This window comes from Methanococcus voltae, assembly GCF_017875395.1.
Lineage (GTDB): Archaea > AGJL01 > Methanococci > Methanococcales > Methanococcaceae > Methanococcus > Methanococcus voltae_C.
In genome coordinates, this window is record NZ_JAGGMO010000002.1 from 90142 (window position 1) to 106747 (window position 16606).

Annotated in this window: 13 protein-coding genes and 1 tRNA gene; 8 read left to right on the forward strand and 6 right to left on the reverse strand. The window is 30.3% G+C overall.

Annotated features, from left to right (window positions below; genetic code table 11):
* Positions 1–160 precede the first annotated feature (160 nt).
* The 3 genes from purQ to J2127_RS02820 all read right to left on the reverse strand — a co-directional run bounded on the left by purQ (position 161) and on the right by J2127_RS02820 (position 2039).
* On the reverse strand, positions 161–838 hold the full coding sequence (gene purQ, locus J2127_RS02810; protein WP_209731940.1) for a phosphoribosylformylglycinamidine synthase I: 678 nt from the start codon (positions 836–838) through the stop codon (positions 161–163).
* A gap of 237 nt (positions 839–1075) precedes the next feature.
* Positions 1076–1149 (reverse strand) — tRNA-Arg (locus J2127_RS02815).
* Between the two features lie 179 nt (positions 1150–1328).
* Positions 1329–2039 (reverse strand): (5-formylfuran-3-yl)methyl phosphate synthase, encoded by a 711-nt coding sequence (locus tag J2127_RS02820; RefSeq protein WP_209731941.1) that lies wholly within the window; start codon positions 2037–2039, stop codon positions 1329–1331.
* Positions 2040–3046: 1007 nt separating this feature from the next.
* Here J2127_RS02820 and J2127_RS02825 point away from each other — a divergent pair.
* From J2127_RS02825 to J2127_RS02860, 8 genes are all read left to right on the forward strand, one after another.
* The gene (locus J2127_RS02825) at positions 3047–4303 is read left to right on the forward strand and encodes a cation:proton antiporter (RefSeq protein WP_209731942.1); all 1257 of its coding nucleotides are present in this window, start codon (positions 3047–3049) and stop codon (positions 4301–4303) included.
* A gap of 395 nt (positions 4304–4698) precedes the next feature.
* Complete coding sequence (locus J2127_RS02830; protein ID WP_281063927.1) at positions 4699–6303, forward strand: nucleotide sugar dehydrogenase; 1605 nt, start codon at positions 4699–4701, stop codon at positions 6301–6303.
* 455 nt (positions 6304–6758) lie between these two features.
* A complete protein-coding gene (locus tag J2127_RS02835) occupies positions 6759–7448 on the forward strand; it encodes a helix-turn-helix domain-containing protein (protein ID WP_209731943.1) in 690 nt (229 codons plus the stop codon).
* A 296-nt stretch (positions 7449–7744) separates the two neighbouring features.
* Positions 7745–8794: a hydroxymethylglutaryl-CoA synthase gene (locus tag J2127_RS02840; RefSeq protein ID WP_209731944.1), complete on the forward strand. Its 1050-nt coding sequence runs from the start codon at positions 7745–7747 to the stop codon at positions 8792–8794.
* Between the two features lie 172 nt (positions 8795–8966).
* Positions 8967–10145, forward strand: a complete 1179-nt coding sequence (locus J2127_RS02845; RefSeq protein WP_209731945.1) for a thiolase domain-containing protein — start codon at positions 8967–8969, stop codon at positions 10143–10145.
* Between the two features lie 156 nt (positions 10146–10301).
* Positions 10302–10694, forward strand: a complete 393-nt coding sequence (locus J2127_RS02850; RefSeq protein WP_209731946.1) for a Zn-ribbon domain-containing OB-fold protein — start codon at positions 10302–10304, stop codon at positions 10692–10694.
* Between the two features lie 319 nt (positions 10695–11013).
* Positions 11014–11883 (forward strand): Mrp/NBP35 family ATP-binding protein, encoded by an 870-nt coding sequence (locus tag J2127_RS02855; RefSeq protein WP_209731948.1) that lies wholly within the window; start codon positions 11014–11016, stop codon positions 11881–11883.
* Positions 11884–12032: 149 nt separating this feature from the next.
* Entirely contained in the window at positions 12033–13280 is a 1248-nt protein-coding gene (locus J2127_RS02860) for an MnmC family methyltransferase (protein WP_209731950.1), read from the forward strand.
* 73 nt (positions 13281–13353) lie between these two features.
* Here J2127_RS02860 and mptN read toward each other — a convergent pair whose 3' ends face one another.
* The 3 genes from mptN to wecB form a co-directional block, all read right to left on the reverse strand.
* On the reverse strand, positions 13354–14268 hold the full coding sequence (gene mptN / locus J2127_RS02865; RefSeq protein ID WP_209731952.1) for a tetrahydromethanopterin:alpha-L-glutamate ligase: 915 nt from the start codon (positions 14266–14268) through the stop codon (positions 13354–13356).
* 295 nt (positions 14269–14563) lie between these two features.
* Positions 14564–14968 carry a pyridoxamine 5'-phosphate oxidase family protein gene (locus J2127_RS02870; RefSeq protein WP_209731954.1) on the reverse strand — a complete coding sequence of 135 codons (405 nt, stop codon included), beginning with the start codon at positions 14966–14968 and terminating at the stop codon, positions 14564–14566.
* Between the two features lie 234 nt (positions 14969–15202).
* Positions 15203–16519, reverse strand: a complete 1317-nt coding sequence (wecB, locus tag J2127_RS02875; protein WP_209731955.1) for a non-hydrolyzing UDP-N-acetylglucosamine 2-epimerase — start codon at positions 16517–16519, stop codon at positions 15203–15205.
* Between the last annotated feature and the right edge of the window lie 87 nt (positions 16520–16606).

The window sequence follows — 16606 nt, forward strand, 5'->3', positions numbered from 1 at the left end:
TTTACGTTTTTACGATTATCAAAAATTTGTTATTTTAAACTGCATGTTAACCTTAAATTTAAAAAAAAAGAATATTATTTTTATTATTTTATTATTATTTTTATTATTTTATTATTTTATTATTATTTTATTTTTATATATTGTATATTACATTTTATTTTTACTCAATCATTGATGTAAACATTTTTAAACCATCGTTAGAACCAAGCTCAATTTCACTTGCTCTTTCTGGGTGAGGCATTAATAAAACACAGTTTCCAGCTTCGTTGCATACACCTGCGATGTTATCAATTGAACCGTTAGGGTTTGCTTCCTCTGTAACGTTTCCTTCAGCGTCACAGTATTTGAATACTATCATGTTCTTTTCATACATTTCTTTGATAGTTTCTTCGTCTGCGTAAAATTTACCTTCTGCGTGTGCTATAGGAATTTTTAAAACTTCTCCTTTTGCATATTGTTTTGTGAAAGGTGTTTCGTTGTTTTCTACTTTAATGTAAACCCATTTGCAGATAAAATGAGCACAGTTGTTGTCTGTAAGAATTCCTTTTGAGAAGTTTGCTTCGAGCCCTATCTGTGCACCATTACAAATACCTAAAACTGGCTTGCCATCGTCTACCATTTTTCTTAATGCTTCGATAATTGGGGTTTTACTTGAAATTGCACCTGCTCTCAAGTGGTCACCGTATGAAAAACCGCCTGGAATTACTGCTCCGCCAAAGTTATCTAAGTTTTGTTCAGTAAACCATACGTATTCAGGTTCTCCTTTTGCTAATTCTACCGCGTGGAATACATCGCCGTCGCAGTTTGTACCTAAAAATTTTGTGATTGCTACTTTCATTTTTACACCGTGATTAACCATATTTTAGGGTATATTATTTCGTTTGTTGATTTTCCTATTGATTATCATAAGATATAAGATTAAAATCTTGAATTAGGATTATATAACTTTATACTTATATAAAAATATATTTGTATAAGGATATAATTGTATAAAAATTTGTATAAATATTATTTTCAAAAAGTTAATATTGTATTTTAAAAAATAGATTAATATAAAAATATTAAATTAATAAAACGCCCCCGTCGGGATTCGAACCCGAGTCCATGGATCCGCAGTCCACGAGTCTATCCTAACTAGCCTACGAGGGCATAATCAATATAGTACTTAAAATTAAGTAAAATAATACATTCATCAAATAACTTGCTAATAACTTGCTAATATATTGCCTTGTTACCCATTTTATTTAAAGCTTTTTATAATTTTATAAAAGTATTAAAGTTCTATAAAAATAAATTATGAGAGATATTTTATGTTAATTTATGTTAAATTATTCTCTACATATTTTTACTAATTCTTCAACTAAGTCTCTTTGAATAGTTCCTTCGTTTCTATCGCCTTTGGTACAAGCTGCGCCTCTCACACCTACGATATCACAGTTAATTTGTTTTAACATTGGGAGTTCTTCTTTTTTAATTGAACCAGCTAATGCTACTTTTAAACCATATGCGTGTGATTCTTCCACGAATTCTTTTAATAAATCAATGCTTAAGTGGTCAAATAATGTTTTTCCATCTTTAACAGCAGTATCTAACATTGCAACATCACAGCCGGAATCTCTTGCTACTTTTGGGATTACCAATGGGTCAACAGCGCCAATTCTGTAAGCATCAGCATATCCTGCAGCTACAACGATTTTATCTTCACCGGTTGATTTAACAGCTTTTGAAACATTCTTCATAACTTCAACAGCTTCTTGGTATGACCTTGTACCCCACAAACCTACTTTTACATAGTCTGCACCGCTTAAAGCAGCACCGTAAGCTGCTAAAGTAACTGTACCTGGCTTAAATGGTACGTCTCCAATTGCTGCACTAACTAATTTATCTTTAGGGGTTACTTCTCTTGTTTCTTTGATTACCCAAGGGAAATTTGCACCTAATGAACCTTCAGGTGGGTTTTTAACATCTATGATATCCGCCCCTCCTGCGTTAGCTTCTTTTGCTTCTTCAATATTTTTAGGACTTACGAGTATAATCACGATTTCACCATATTCATAATATGTTAGTATCTTGTTAATAGTTGTAGTTTTATTACTTATTTATATACTTGTATTATTTTGCAGTATTAGTTAGTAATATTTTTAGTAATGTTGTTAGTTTTGTAATATTTATGATTGGTATAATTTTAAATTTTAAGTTTAATTTTAGTTTAATTTTAGTTTAATTTTATAGTTATGCGTATATTATGATTATAATTATAGTTAGAATACTACAATTACTAAATTATAGCTATTAGTTAAATTATTAAAGGATATTTTAAAATTGTTTTGCTGAATAGTATATTATATCATAGTTTTTAAACCTTACTATTTATAAATTACACTTTGTTATATTAATACTGCTTATTATTGTATTTAGAAATTTATATTTGGAAATTTAGAATATTATTTTTAAAATATTATTTTTTAATTTAAAAGAGCTAATTAACTATAAATAGTTTAATGTAGATTATTATATAATTCTATTAAGTATGTGAAAAACCCAGTTTTAGACCACAAATAGACTATAAAATATATTTAACGGTAAAAACGATATATAACACGTTATAATGACCAATATTAGCAAATATTAGTTATTATATATTTCAAAATATCGTTAATATAGTCAGGGTGGTTAAAATTAAAAAAAACTGAATATGGTAAGTTCAATAATTTAAAAAATCTGTTATATCATATACAGTATATAATTAATCAAAAACTATTTAACAAATGAAAAAATAAACGATTATATGTGTATATTAAATAATCAGTTTGTAATTAAACTTTTTGATTATTAAATTATTTCTCTTATCGCGAATATTATAATAAATAGAGTATATGATAAATTAATAAAGTAAACTGGAATAAATTGAATAAAAATTAAAAATAATTTAAAGTAGATTAAAATATCTTATTAATTTACTAATTTACTAATTTATTAATTTATTAAAAATTTATTAAATTATCAATTATATAATTACTTGTTATATGGATTAATGGGTGTTACTATGGATGTTCCGATACTAATCGGTTATATGGCCTTATTATTTGTATTTGGGTCATTTTTAGCCAAAATAGCAAAAAAATTGGGAATCCCGGACATACCGGTACTTCTAACTTTTGGGCTTTTTGTAGGTCCATTTTTAGGGATTGTATCAACAGTAGATGCTCAAACAGTTTTCTCATTTATTGGTTCTGCAGGTCTTATTGTATTGCTACTAATGGGAGCTTTTGAAATGCGATGGATCGTACTAAAAAGAGTGTTAAGTACAGTTATAAGGCTCGACACTATTGGGTTAATCATTTATCTTGTTATCTCAGGGTTACTGTTTAATATCATATTTGGAATTCCAAATTTAAGTCCAATAGGTTATTTATTTGGTGCTGTAACGAGTGCTACAGACCCGGCTACTTTGATACCAATATTTGCAAATTCCGATATTGACCCAAACATTGCCGTTACTTTAGAAGCTGAAAGCGTATTTAACGACCCTTTAGGTATTGTTGCTACATCATTAATCCTTACGAGTTTAGGATTTGTAAGTACTGCAAATCCGATAATTGAATTCTTTACCCTTGCGGTAGGCGGTTTAGGACTCGGTTACCTTGGCGGAAAGGTTTACGAATATATCGTTAGAACTAGGAACTTTGGAGAGTATATATCGCCATTAACTATGGGTATCGCATTTTTAATATGGTATATAGGCGAAGAAATAATACCAAGCTTAACAGGGTACGGATTTAGCGGATATATGGCTGTTGCCATTATGGGATTATACATTGGTAACGTAGTTACTAAAAACCCTGCAAAAACCGAGGAACTCGACAATTTAGCAGAATTTGGTAACCATTTGTCTGTGTTTATTAGAGTTCTAATATTCGTATTCCTGGGTGCAAGTATAAGTCTTACAGTATTGAAAGAATATGCTTTATTGGGTTCAGTTTGTGCATTAGCTGCATTATTCATTGCTAGACCTATTGGTGTTTTAATAAGTACAGCATACCCCAATGTAAATACCCTCAAAGAAAGGGCTTACTTTGCTTTAGAGGCTCCTCGTGGAGTAGTTCCTGCAGCTATGGGTGCTATGATATATTCAAACATTATGGCAAATCCATCAATTATACCTTCGACAATAACCGCTTACATGCCTGCAGAAGCAATTGCAGGGTCCATATTAGTTACTACATTTGTAACAATATTCTTCAGCGTAATTATTGAAGGTTCTTGGGCATACCGTCTTGCTAATAAACTCTTTAACGTATAATCTGTTAGTTAAAAAAATAATAGGACTTATTAGAAAAATAAAAACCGATAAATATAAAAAAATAATATATAGATGGATTATAGGATTTATAAGATTCTAGGGCATTTAGTAAGCTAATTAAAAATAAATTACTTAAAATTTAAAGATTACTTAAAAATATCCCTGGAATAACAAGTAATTTCATTAAATCTGCATTTTGGGTCTTTAAAAGAAATTAAGGCATATTCAAACAAAATAAAAATCTATAACATCATAACAAAAATATAAAAAAATAAAGAAAATATAAAAAAATTATATATTTTATAACTTAACATTATCAAAGTTTTGAAATAATTTAAAATACAAATACAATTAGTGTGCGTAACGTGGGCAATATCAAATTAGTAGGTGATTAAATGGAGGTAGAAAATTCTAACCTTAAATTGGGCAATAATCAGGGGAAAAAGGATTTTACTGAAAAAAACGAAAAATTTGAAAACACTTCATTAAGTGAATCTAACAATACAAATGATTCAAAAAGAATTAAAAGTTTATCCTATGACGTAACCATGGGTGAAATGGAAGAGTTGGAAAATTTAGGAATTGAGGCAGTCAGTTCTAATTCAAATATCAAAGAATTACAAAAAATGGAAATTCCTGGTATTGTAAATATGGCAAGTGATAAAGAAGTAAATTCCGAGATAGATTTACGCCCTAAACAAGAATTTGAGATTAATAACATTTGCGTTGTTGGTCTTGGATACATAGGATTACCTACGGCTTCAATGTTAGCCAATTATAACTATAATGTTTTAGGTGTTGATATTGACCAAAACAAAGTTAATCAAATTAAAAACGGTAGCTTAAAAATCGAAGAACCTGGTTTAGCTACAATCGTAAAAGGGGCTATAAACTCTAAAAATTTAACAGTTAGTACTCAGCCAGCACCTGCAGATGTTTTTATAATCTGTGTACCTACTCCAGCTCGTACAAATGGTGATGGCTCCAAAAGTTGCGATTTAAAGTACATAAATAGTGCCGTAGAAAATATCAGACCTCATGTAAAAGAAGGTAATTTAGTTATTATTGAAAGTACCATTACGCCAGGAACTACTGAAAAAGTTTACAAAGAGCTTAAAAAATCAGTTAACGAAATCTACGTTGCTCACTGTCCTGAAAGAGTTATACCAGGTAGAATAATAAAAGAATTATCCGGTAACGATAGAATTATTGGTGGTATAAACCAAAAATCTGCAGAAATGGCTAAGAACATCTATAAGTCATTTGTAGAAGGTAACATATACACTACAAACTCAAAATCTGCAGAAATGGTAAAATTAATGGAAAATACGTACAGAGATATTAATATCGCTCTTGCTAATGAATTTTCTAAAATCTGTGACGAAATAGGCGTCAATGTTTGGGAAGCTATAAGTATAGCAAACAAACACCCTCGTGTTAACATATTAAACCCAGGACCTGGCGTGGGAGGTCACTGTATTAGTATTGACCCATGGTTTATCGTTGAAGTTTCAGATAATGCCAAATTTATTAAATCTGCTCGTGAATTAAACGATAATATGCCAAATTTCGTATTTAAAAAAGTTGAAGACGAATTAAGAGAGTATAAAGAAGAGTTTAATTTATCCAAAAAAGACATGAAAATTTGTATATTTGGAGCTACATACAAAGGAAATGTTGAAGATACAAGGGAAAGTCCTTCTGAAAAGGTTGTTGACTTATTAAACGATGCAGGATATAAAGTAATGACTTACGATCCACATGCAGAGTTATTTAAATACCCACTCTATGATTTAGAGACCTGTGTTTTAAATGCAGACTGTATATTGGTTTTAACTGACCACGACGTATTTAAAGAAACTACTTCGGAAAAAATAGAATTTATCGAGTCAAAAATTAGAAATAAACATATTATAGATACCAAAAATATATTAAATCATGAATTATGGCAAAAATTCGGATTTAAATACAAATTATTAGGAAATGGTAGAACAGATTAATTTATTTTATCTTTTATTATTTTTATTTTATATTTTATATTTTAGTTTATTATGTTTTATTGATTATTATTATTATTATTATTATTAGTAATCTTAATACTATTAATAATCTTAGTATTTTTTTTATTAATCGGGTGATTATAACACAATTCGTCAATTTGCTAAATAAATTAAGTCAAAAGATTATGTAAGTTTTTTTAAAATCCTTGTGGGACATATTAAAATAATAGTATATCTTCCGATATTCCTTAAAATAATGTAAAATTTATGTAAAAATAATATAATTTTTAAATTAGTATATAAAATATAGCCTATTTTGTCAAGATTTTTAATAAATATTATTTTTTCATTTTGTTTTAAGTGATATTGCAAATATATAGACATCGTCATTTATCGAAAACCTATACATTTAAAATCGAAATATTTATATAGTATTTTTTAGGTATAAGAATTATATGGAAAAAATAGCTGTACATATTATGGGTGAAATAGTATATTCCGACGATATCGGTAAAACTATGAAAAAATGGAGGGAAATGTTTGGCATTCCTCAAGTCGAGATTTCTCGAAACTTGGATGTCTCTCCATCGGTCATAAGTGATTACGAAGTCGGAAGAAGAAAAAACCCTGGAGTAAACATTGTTAAAAAATACGTAAACGCACTTATAGCACTTGACAAGGAAAAGGGTGGGCATACTATTAAAGCTCTTAAAAACGTCTTAAATCCAACCTCCATGAATGCGATACTTCAATTAAAAGAGTATCAAAATCCAAAAACCGTTGGAAAGATGTTAGAAACCATAGACGGCAAAATTATCTGCGGAGAGTCTGGTATTAGCCACCAAATATTCGGACATACAGTTATTGATAGTAAAAAGGCCATTTTAGAAATGAATGGTCAAGATTTCATCAATTTGTATGGTTGGACAAGTGAAAGGGCGTTGGTATTTACAGAAGTTTCTGCAGGTAGGAGTCCGATGGTTGCGATAAGAGTAAGCAACATCAAGCCAAGAGTTGTAATATTTAACGGTGTATCAAATCTTGATAGATTAGCCGTTAAATTAGCGGAGTTAGAAGGTATTACCCTGATAACAACGGAATTGAATACAAATGATTTACTTAAAAAATTAAAAGAGGCTTGTTAAGCTTTTTTTAATTATTTATTGCTATTAAAATTGTATAATTCTATAGTTCTGTAATTATTATAATTACAATTATTATTTCTTGTTATAACGTTTATTTTGTTGGGAATACAGCAAAAATTATTTGATAATATTATATCAATATCAATATCAATACTAAATATATAAATTAACACATTAACAGCTAAACAATCGATAAAAATTGATAAAGGGTAATAAAAATTAACAAAATTCAATAAAATCGATAAATTAGTAAATATCATCAATTAAAAATCTAAAAATACTATGATGGTGAGTAAATGAACGAAGTGGGTATCGTAGGATATGGAAGCCATATACCAAAATACAGAATACAAGTTGAAGAAATCGCTAAAGTTTGGGGAAAAGAAGCTAATGCTATTAAAAGAGGTTTAGTAGTAAACGAAAAGAGCGTTCCAGGACCAGACGAAGATACAGCTACAATATCAGTAGAAGCTGCAAGAAGAGCACTTGCTAGGGCAAATATTAACCCTGAAAAGATTGGAGCTATATACGTAGGTAGTGAAAGCCACCCTTACGCAGTTAAACCTACATCAGGTATTGTTGGAGAAGCTATATGTACTACACCAGATTACACAGCAGCAGACTTAGAATTTGCTTGTAAAGCAGGTACTGCAGGTATCCAGATGTGTATGGGTCTCGTAGGTAGCGGAATGATTGAATACGGTTTAGCCGTAGGTTCAGATACCGCACAAGGTGCTCCAGGTGATGCTTTAGAGTATACTGCAGCAGCAGGTGGTGCAGCTTACATTATCGGTAACAAAAAAAGCGAAATTTTAGCAAAATTCAATGGTACATACTCTTTTACAACAGATACGCCAGACTTTTGGAGAAGAGAACATGAGCACTACCCAAAACACGGCGGTAGATTTACAGGAGAACCAGCTTACTTTAAGCACGTTTTAAACGCAGCTAAAGGAATGTTTGAAAAAATGGGTACAACACCAGCAGATTACGATTACTGTGTATTCCACCAACCAAACGGTAAATTCTACATTAACGCAGCTAAAAAATTAGGATTCAACCAAGAACAATGGAAATACGGTTTATTAACTCCATACTTAGGAAACACCTACTCAGGAGCTGTTCCTTTGGGATTATCAAACATTTTAGACCACGCAAAAGCAGGAGACAGGATTTTTGCGGTTTCATACGGTAGTGGTGCAGGTAGCGATGCTTTCGATATTACTGTTACAGACAACATTGCAGGCGCAGCTGAAAAGGCAGTTACAACAGAGACTTTATTGGCACACAAAAAGTACATCGACTATGCTGTGTACATGAAATACAGAGAAAAAATTAGAATGTAATAATTTTAGGACTTAATCATTAATTTAATAATTATTTAATAATTATTTAATGAGTTATTTACTGATTAATTTAAATTGCGGAATGATTGAATAAAATTTGGAAAATTAATAAATTGAATATATAATAAATTAAAAATTAAAAATTAAAAAACCTACCTATTAGGTGAAAATAATGAAAGATATAGCGATTATAGGATATGGTCAAACTAAATTCGGTGAATTATGGGAAAGTTCATTTAGAGAATTACTCGTAGATTCAGGAGTAAAAGCAATTGAAAACGCAAAAGTAGATGGCGATGACATCGACGCGATGTACGTTGGTACAATGAGCGGTGGTTTATTCGTTGGACAGGAACACACAGCTTCGTTAATTGCAGATTACGCGGGATTAAACCCTATTCCATGTACTAGAGTAGAGGCAGCTTGTGCTTCAGGTAGCTTAGCATTAAGAAGTGCTTGTATGTCAATCGCAGCAGGTCAACACGATGTTGTACTTGTTGGCGGTGTGGAAAAGATGACTGATGTTGCAGACCCTACAGGAGCTATTGCAACAGCTTCAGACCAAGAATGGGAAGCATTCGTTGGTGCTACATTCCCTTCATTATACGCAATGATGGCTAAAAGATACATGTACGAGTACGGCTTAACACTCGAACAATTATCCACATGGAGCTCAATTGCACACGAAAACGCAGTAAACAACAAATACGCACAATTCAGGTCAAAAGTTTCAGTTGAACAAGTTATGGGGGCTTCACCTGTTGCTGACCCATTAACACTCTTGCACTGTTCACCTGTTTCAGACGGTGCTGCTTCAATGATTGTATGTGACGCGGATAAAGCTACAGATTACGCAGATAAGGACGATATTATCTACATTAAAGCATTTACACAAGCTTCAGATACAATTGCTTTACACGACAGACCAAACATGACCACACTCGAGGCTGCAAAAGTAGCTTCAAACTACGCTTACAAAATGGCGGGCGTTGGTGCTGATAAAATCGATGTTGCAGAAGTTCACGACTGTTTTGCAATTAACGGTTTAGTTTTAACCGAGGATTTAGGATTCTGTAAAAAAGGTACAGCTGGAAAATTCATCGAAGAAGGAAACACAAGAATTGACAACGATAAGTTCGTTACAATCAACCCAAGTGGTGGTTTAAAAGCTGCTGGTCACGCTTTAGGTGCTACAGGTATTAGACAAGTTGGGGAACTTTACTGGCAACTTAAACAAGACAAGGAATGTAAAGACAGACAAAGTGCTATTAACAACGGATACGGTATTGCTGCTAACGTAGGAGGTACCGGCGGTACTGTTTGTACACACTTATTGTCAGTTAACAGATAATATAATAAAATGGAAACGGAAAATAATCGGAAAATAATTGGAAAATAGAATATTATTAAAATCAATAATTAATTAATTATTAATTATTTATTAAATACGTATTGAAATGGATATTAAATTAAACAACGATATTATAAATAAAAATTTGGTGGAATAATGGTTGTTAGAACTTGGAGACATATGCAAGAACGATATAATTTAATCGGTAAAAAATGTAAAACTTGCGGTAACGTATACTTCCCATCAAGAAAAGTATGCCCAGAATGTAGAAGAAAAGGAGAAATGGAAGATATCCAACTCTCAGGTAAAGGTACTGTATACACATACTCAATTGTAAGAGCACCACCTAAAGACTTTGAAAAGAACTCACCATACATCGTGGGAATCATTGACTTGGAAGAAGGAACAAAGATAACTGGTCAAATCGACTGTGACCTTGACAAAATTGAAATTGGAATGCCTGTACAAACAGAATTCAGAAAAATTAAAGAAGATGGTAAATCAGGCGTAATCAGCTACGGTTACAAATTTGTACCAACTTCACACTAAATTATTTTAAATTATTTTAAATTTAATTTTTTTATTTTTAGTTTTATTTTTAGTTTTATTCTTTATTTTTTTATTATTTATTTCGATTTTATTCCCATAGTTATACTCATATGTGTGTTTTTGTAGAACTGTTTATATTAGATGACATATTATTTAATAATATCCATAATGATTTAAGTTTAAATATTTAAATAATACCAAAGATATTATTAAATAGTAAATTATGGTAAATTGATAAAATATTAAAATAATAAATAAAAAATGGAATATCATAATAAAATTTCATAAATAATAACTTAATTAGATATAAGGTGAAACTATGGCAGAAGAATGCAGTGGAAATTGCGACTCTTGTGGACAGAGTTCAGGATGTTCTGACACCAAAAAGATGATAGAACAACAAAACAAAGTAATTAGAGAAAAAATGGATAAAATAAAACACAAAATAGCTATTGTAAGTGGTAAAGGTGGAGTTGGTAAATCAACAGTTACGGTAAACCTTGCAGCTACCTTAAACCAAATGGGCTATTCTGTTGGCGTACTTGATGGAGATATTCACGGTCCAAACATTCCCCAAATGTTAGGTGTCCATGATGTACAACCTACGGGTGATGAAAACGGAATTATGCCAATCGTTACACAACAAGGCATAAAAACAATGTCAATTGGCTATTTCTTACCTGACCAAGATTCACCTATCATTTGGAGAGGTCCAAAAGCAAGCGGAGCTATCAAACAGTTTTTAAGCGATGTTTCATGGGGCGAACTTGATTTCTTATTAATTGATACACCTCCAGGATCTGGAGATATACAATTAACCACATTACAGTCAATACCAGACATCGATGGTATGGTTATTGTAACAACCCCTGAAGAAGTTTCAGTTATGGATGCAAGAAAATCCGTAGGAACTGCGAAAGTTCTTGAAATACCTATCATAGGATTAGTTGAAAACATGAGCGGTTTCGTATGTCCACACTGTGATGAAGTGGTAGATGTATTTGGAAAAGGTGGGGGAGAAAAAGCAGCAAAAGCTTTAAATGTTAACTTCCTTGGCCCTATCCCATTAGATGTAAGAGCAAGAGAGGCTTCAGACAAAGGTATCCCAATGGTTACCTTAGACTGTAAAGCTTCAGAAGAATTTAAAAAGATTGTTGATAAAATCGTTAAAATAGTTGAAAAACAATAATTTCTTTTATTTTTTCATATACTTCTTTTCTTTTAGATATTTTAATTTTATATTTTAGATTTATTTTTATACCTTTATGGCTATTGTATATTATACTTAATTTTATGAAATTTTAATTTTATTTTTATTATAATTTATTTGGTGTTATTATGTTGCCTAATTCAAAAGCTACGGAAATAATTGATAGATATATAAAAAAATTTTTAGAAATGTTAAAAACTCAGGAAATAAAAGACATATACTCTACTAGACTTTTGGAACTTTCAAAGAATTTAATAGGAGAATTAACAAGTACTGAAATAGATATGCTTGTTAAAACGGATGATGGAACTTATACATTAAAATCGGAAGACACTAATGAATTAATGCACTCTAGAGTCGGCGCGCTTACCGAAGGCATTCAAAAGTTTGCAATCCCTTCAAAAGTAGAAATCAGAGGTAGTTGCAATATGCTAGACCTTTGTAGCGGTATGGGCTATAATGCGATGGCTTGTCTTTCGAAAAATAAAAATTGCAGTATTGACATGGTTGAAATAAGTAAGGAAACTTTATTTCTTTCCCTATGTTTGGATATTCCATTAAAAGAGCACGAAATTATCAAAGAGGCATACTTTGAGTTTTTTAAGAATTTTAACGATATTGATATTGATATTGATATTGTAAATATCAAAAATGAAATTAATTCTAAAAGAAATAGTAAAGGAAATAATGATGGGAATATTCAAGTTTTTAATGACGATGCACGAGTTATATTACAAAAAATGCCCAATAATTATTATGATGTAGTTTGTCATGATGCTTTCTCGCCAGCTCGTGATCCTGTGCTTTATACGGTTGAATTTTTAGAATTAATGTATGAAAAACTTAAAGATGGAGGTATGGTTATTTCGTACTCTTCTTCAATTCCATTTAGGAGTGCTTTGTTTGAAATAGGATATAATGTATATGAAGGCGTTTCTGTGGGTCGTAAAAGAGGTATTACAATAGCTTTTAAAGGTAAACCTGTTTATCATACCATCTGTAATGATACCAATGTCATTAATGAAGATAATTCGGATAAAAACGACAATGTCAATAATAATAATAATAATAATAATAATAATTGTGAACTTCAAAGGATTTCAGAAGTAGATGAAAGACTTATTGCCCTATCGCCTATTGGGATTCCATATCATGATGAAAAATTGGATAAAACTTCAGAGGAAATAATTTTCAATAGGGATGTTATTAGAGATGAATTTAAGAATAATTTGTCATTAAAAGGTTATACTGAGTATATCTATTCTACAAAACGTATAAAATCCGGTAAAATTGATGAAAAATTATTAAACATTCAAAAAAATTCTAAAAACTCTGTTGAATGTATTAGTTTATTAAAAAAAGAATTATTTAAATAAATTATAATTATTATTTTATTATATTCTTTATTATTTTATTATATTATTTTTTATTAGTATTATTATCTTATTACTATCTAACGTATTTTTCAGTTAATTTATCCATTTTATGTTTTTTAACAATTCTACTGACTTCATTGACCAATAATTGTGTAATATCTTCTTCAGAAACTTTTGAAAGACCTTCCCATGATGGGCAAGCGTTAACTTCAATTACTTTTAAACCTGTTTCACTTTCTATTAAATCTACGCCCGCGTAGTATAAACCGAGTGCTTCTTTTGCAGCTAATGCTAACTTACTTATTTCTCGGGTTACTTCGCATTGTTTAGGCGTACCGTTTTGCTTAATATTTGTTATCCAATTGTCAGATTCTCTGTACATGGCTGAAACTACTCTATCGCCTATCACAAAAGCCCTAATATCTCGGTAAACGTTGTTTGGATTATTTACAAATCTTTGCATATAAAAAGCAGGGTTCGACTCTTTAAATGTATTTAACGTATTTAATTTTGTAACGGTAGACCTACCTTTTAATCGGACTAAACCTTGTCCGCCATTTCCAAAAAATGGTTTTAAAACACTATCATCAAATTTATCCGAATAAGCCAATATTTTGTTAATATCTTCGGAAATTATAGTTTCTGCTTGAGGTATTTCATTTTTTGCCAATAAAAAAGATGTCCTGTACTTATTACCCGAGTCCTGTATTGACTGAGGTGGGTTTATAATAGGTATAAAATGGCTTAAATTTTCTATCATATCGAATCTGTGCATCATCTCGTCGCCAAATCCAATATTTCTTACAAAAGCACATTCTAAATCGAATAAATTTCTACTGTTATGTTCAAATTTTATGCCTTTTTTTGACAGGGTGTTTACTATTTTAGATGGCTTTATAATTATTGGGTCTATATCGTTTTGTTCCAGTTTATTTTTTAATTCGTCAGTTATCCAGTCTCTTTCCTCAGAAATAATGCCTATTTTCATAAATATCACACATAATCAGGTAATCAGGTAATCAGATATTGATAAGGTTACAATTTTAAATTGTATACTAAATATGGTAAAGTTAAGAATAAATAGAAACTCATTAGTATCAATAGTATATCTAAAACAAGTTATAAAAAGGTATTTAATCGTATTTTAAAATTAACAGTACATAATTTTATTTAAATAATCTTAAAAAATAATAAAAAAAGAGCTAAAAAATAAGAATAAAAAATAAGAATAAAAAAATAATATTAATATTATTTAAATATAGTTAAATATATGTAAATATTAATTAATCATCAGTTTCAAGTAATTTACCTGCGTTGTCACCAGGTTTAACACTGTAAATTTCTGTGAATTTGATAACGACTGCTCCTTTTGGTTTTATGTGTGGCATTTTTTCAGCCATCCATTTTTTTGTAATTTCAAAGTAGTCTCCTTCTGTAACGTACTCAGCTTTTCCTTTAAACTGTAATGAGCAAGCCCTACAATCTACAACATTTATTGCTACGAGCGGGTTTTCCTTAATGTTTGCAATTGTTTTTTTCATGAAATTATCAGAGATAATCAAGGTTTCGTCATCTACGATTATATTTGCACCCATTGGCGCTACGTTAGGGATTCCTTCTTTTGAAGCAGTTGCTAAGAATAATAAACCACTTAAAGCTTTTTGCATTTCTTCGTTTAGTTTTACCATATTTTCCCTCTCGATATTTTTTAGATTAAAACTTTAAAATGTATGTATAGTTTATAGTTTACAACATTTAAATAAGTTTAATATTAAATTTTTGACATTTACCACGTTTGTGTTATCTAGATACTACATATATCGTGTAATAATATAAAAAAATAAATGATTTAATTTTTTATTTTTTATTTTTTTTAATTCATTTTTAACTTAATTCTAATTTAATTTTAATTTAATTTTAATTTAATTTTTAAGTTTTGAGAATACTATTTCAAGTATTTTTTCAGCAGAATTTCCACATCCAAATGGATTATCCCATTTTTTTATACTACAAATAGCACATTTCTCAGTATCCTTTTCGATTTCTAAACCCAATATTGTAGTTAATCCATTTACCCATTTATCGTAATCATAACCAACTATTATATTACTACCAACGTCCACGGTTTCAGGTCTTTCAGTATTTTCACGTATTGTAAGGCAAGGTACGCCCAAAATACATGCTTCCTCTTGTACCCCTCCGCTGTCAGTGAGTATTAATTTAGAATTATTTTCCAATAGTAAAAAGTCCAAATAACCCACTGGTTCTATTATTTGGATGTTCGGGTTATTGGATAGCTTTGAAAGTAAGTCATATTCTTTTAATTTCTTGAAAGTTCTAGGGTGAATTGGGAATATGATTTTTGAATAGTTATCTGCTATATTGATAACATTTTCAATGATGTTTGATAGCCTATCAAAATAATCAGTGTTTTCCGCCCTATGTAGCGTTAGCAAGAAATAATCAGTGTTTTTTTCATTTGTTATGTTTAATAGCGTATTATCAGAGATTTCTGGATTTTCACCCTTCTTCTTAGCTATTTTTAAATTTTGTAAGGTTGCATCAACTATGGTATTACCTACAACAAAAATTTTATTTTCGTCGATACCTTCATTTAACAGGTTTTGCTTTGCTACGTTTGTTGGCGCAAGTAAAAAGTCGGAAATGTGGTCTGCCATTATTCTATTTAATTCTTCAGGCATTGTCCTATCGAAACTTCTTAATCCTGCCTCAACGTGAGCTACTTTTATACCCATTTTTGATGCAGTGATTGCACCTGCCAACACAGTATTGGTATCCCCTTGTACGAATAAAATGTCAGGCTCTTCCTCAACTAATACTTTTTCAAGTGCTATCATCATACTTCCAGTTTGCTCGCCGTGTCTTCCCGAACCAATTTTTAAATTATATTTGGACTTTGGCAAATTTAATTCGTCAAAAAATATTTTATCCATATTTTGAGAATAATGTTGATTTGTGTGGATAATTATATATTCCACCCGAGTACTATCAATATCTAAAATATCTAAGGTATTTTTAGACAAAGCATTATCCTTTTTTTCATTATTTTCGTCAGCATCAGCTTTTGAACTATCATGGGATAAATCGTAGCCTGCCATTTTGCTTAATTTTTTTATCCTTTGAAGTTCGTTAACATTCTCTAAATATCGTATTATGGGCGACATTTTGATAATTTCAGGTCTTGTACCCAACAAAACTGCAATTTTTAACTTATTCATTTTCTTTCCCGCGTTTAATTTTTAATTACTAAAATTTAAGCTTTTATACTATATATTAGTTATTAAATAGATTTAAAAAACTCAAAA

Bases quoted from the DNA above. Each gene is read 5' to 3' on its own strand.
- purQ (WP_209731940.1), bottom strand. From the start codon at position 838: ATGAAAGTAGCAATCACAAAATTTTTAGGTACAAACTGCGACGGCGAT.
- J2127_RS02825 (WP_209731942.1), top strand. From the start codon at position 3,047: ATGGATGTTCCGATACTAATCGGTTATATGGCCTTATTATTTGTATTT.
- J2127_RS02830 (WP_281063927.1), top strand. From the start codon at position 4,699: ATGGAGGTAGAAAATTCTAACCTTAAATTGGGCAATAATCAGGGGAAA.
- J2127_RS02835 (WP_209731943.1), top strand. From the start codon at position 6,759: ATGGAAAAAATAGCTGTACATATTATGGGTGAAATAGTATATTCCGAC.
- J2127_RS02840 (WP_209731944.1), top strand. From the start codon at position 7,745: ATGAACGAAGTGGGTATCGTAGGATATGGAAGCCATATACCAAAATAC.
- J2127_RS02845 (WP_209731945.1), top strand. From the start codon at position 8,967: ATGAAAGATATAGCGATTATAGGATATGGTCAAACTAAATTCGGTGAA.
- J2127_RS02850 (WP_209731946.1), top strand. From the start codon at position 10,302: ATGGTTGTTAGAACTTGGAGACATATGCAAGAACGATATAATTTAATC.
- J2127_RS02855 (WP_209731948.1), top strand. From the start codon at position 11,014: ATGGCAGAAGAATGCAGTGGAAATTGCGACTCTTGTGGACAGAGTTCA.
- J2127_RS02860 (WP_209731950.1), top strand. From the start codon at position 12,033: ATGTTGCCTAATTCAAAAGCTACGGAAATAATTGATAGATATATAAAA.
- mptN (WP_209731952.1), bottom strand. From the start codon at position 14,268: ATGAAAATAGGCATTATTTCTGAGGAAAGAGACTGGATAACTGACGAA.
- J2127_RS02870 (WP_209731954.1), bottom strand. From the start codon at position 14,968: ATGGTAAAACTAAACGAAGAAATGCAAAAAGCTTTAAGTGGTTTATTA.
- wecB (WP_209731955.1), bottom strand. From the start codon at position 16,519: ATGAATAAGTTAAAAATTGCAGTTTTGTTGGGTACAAGACCTGAAATT.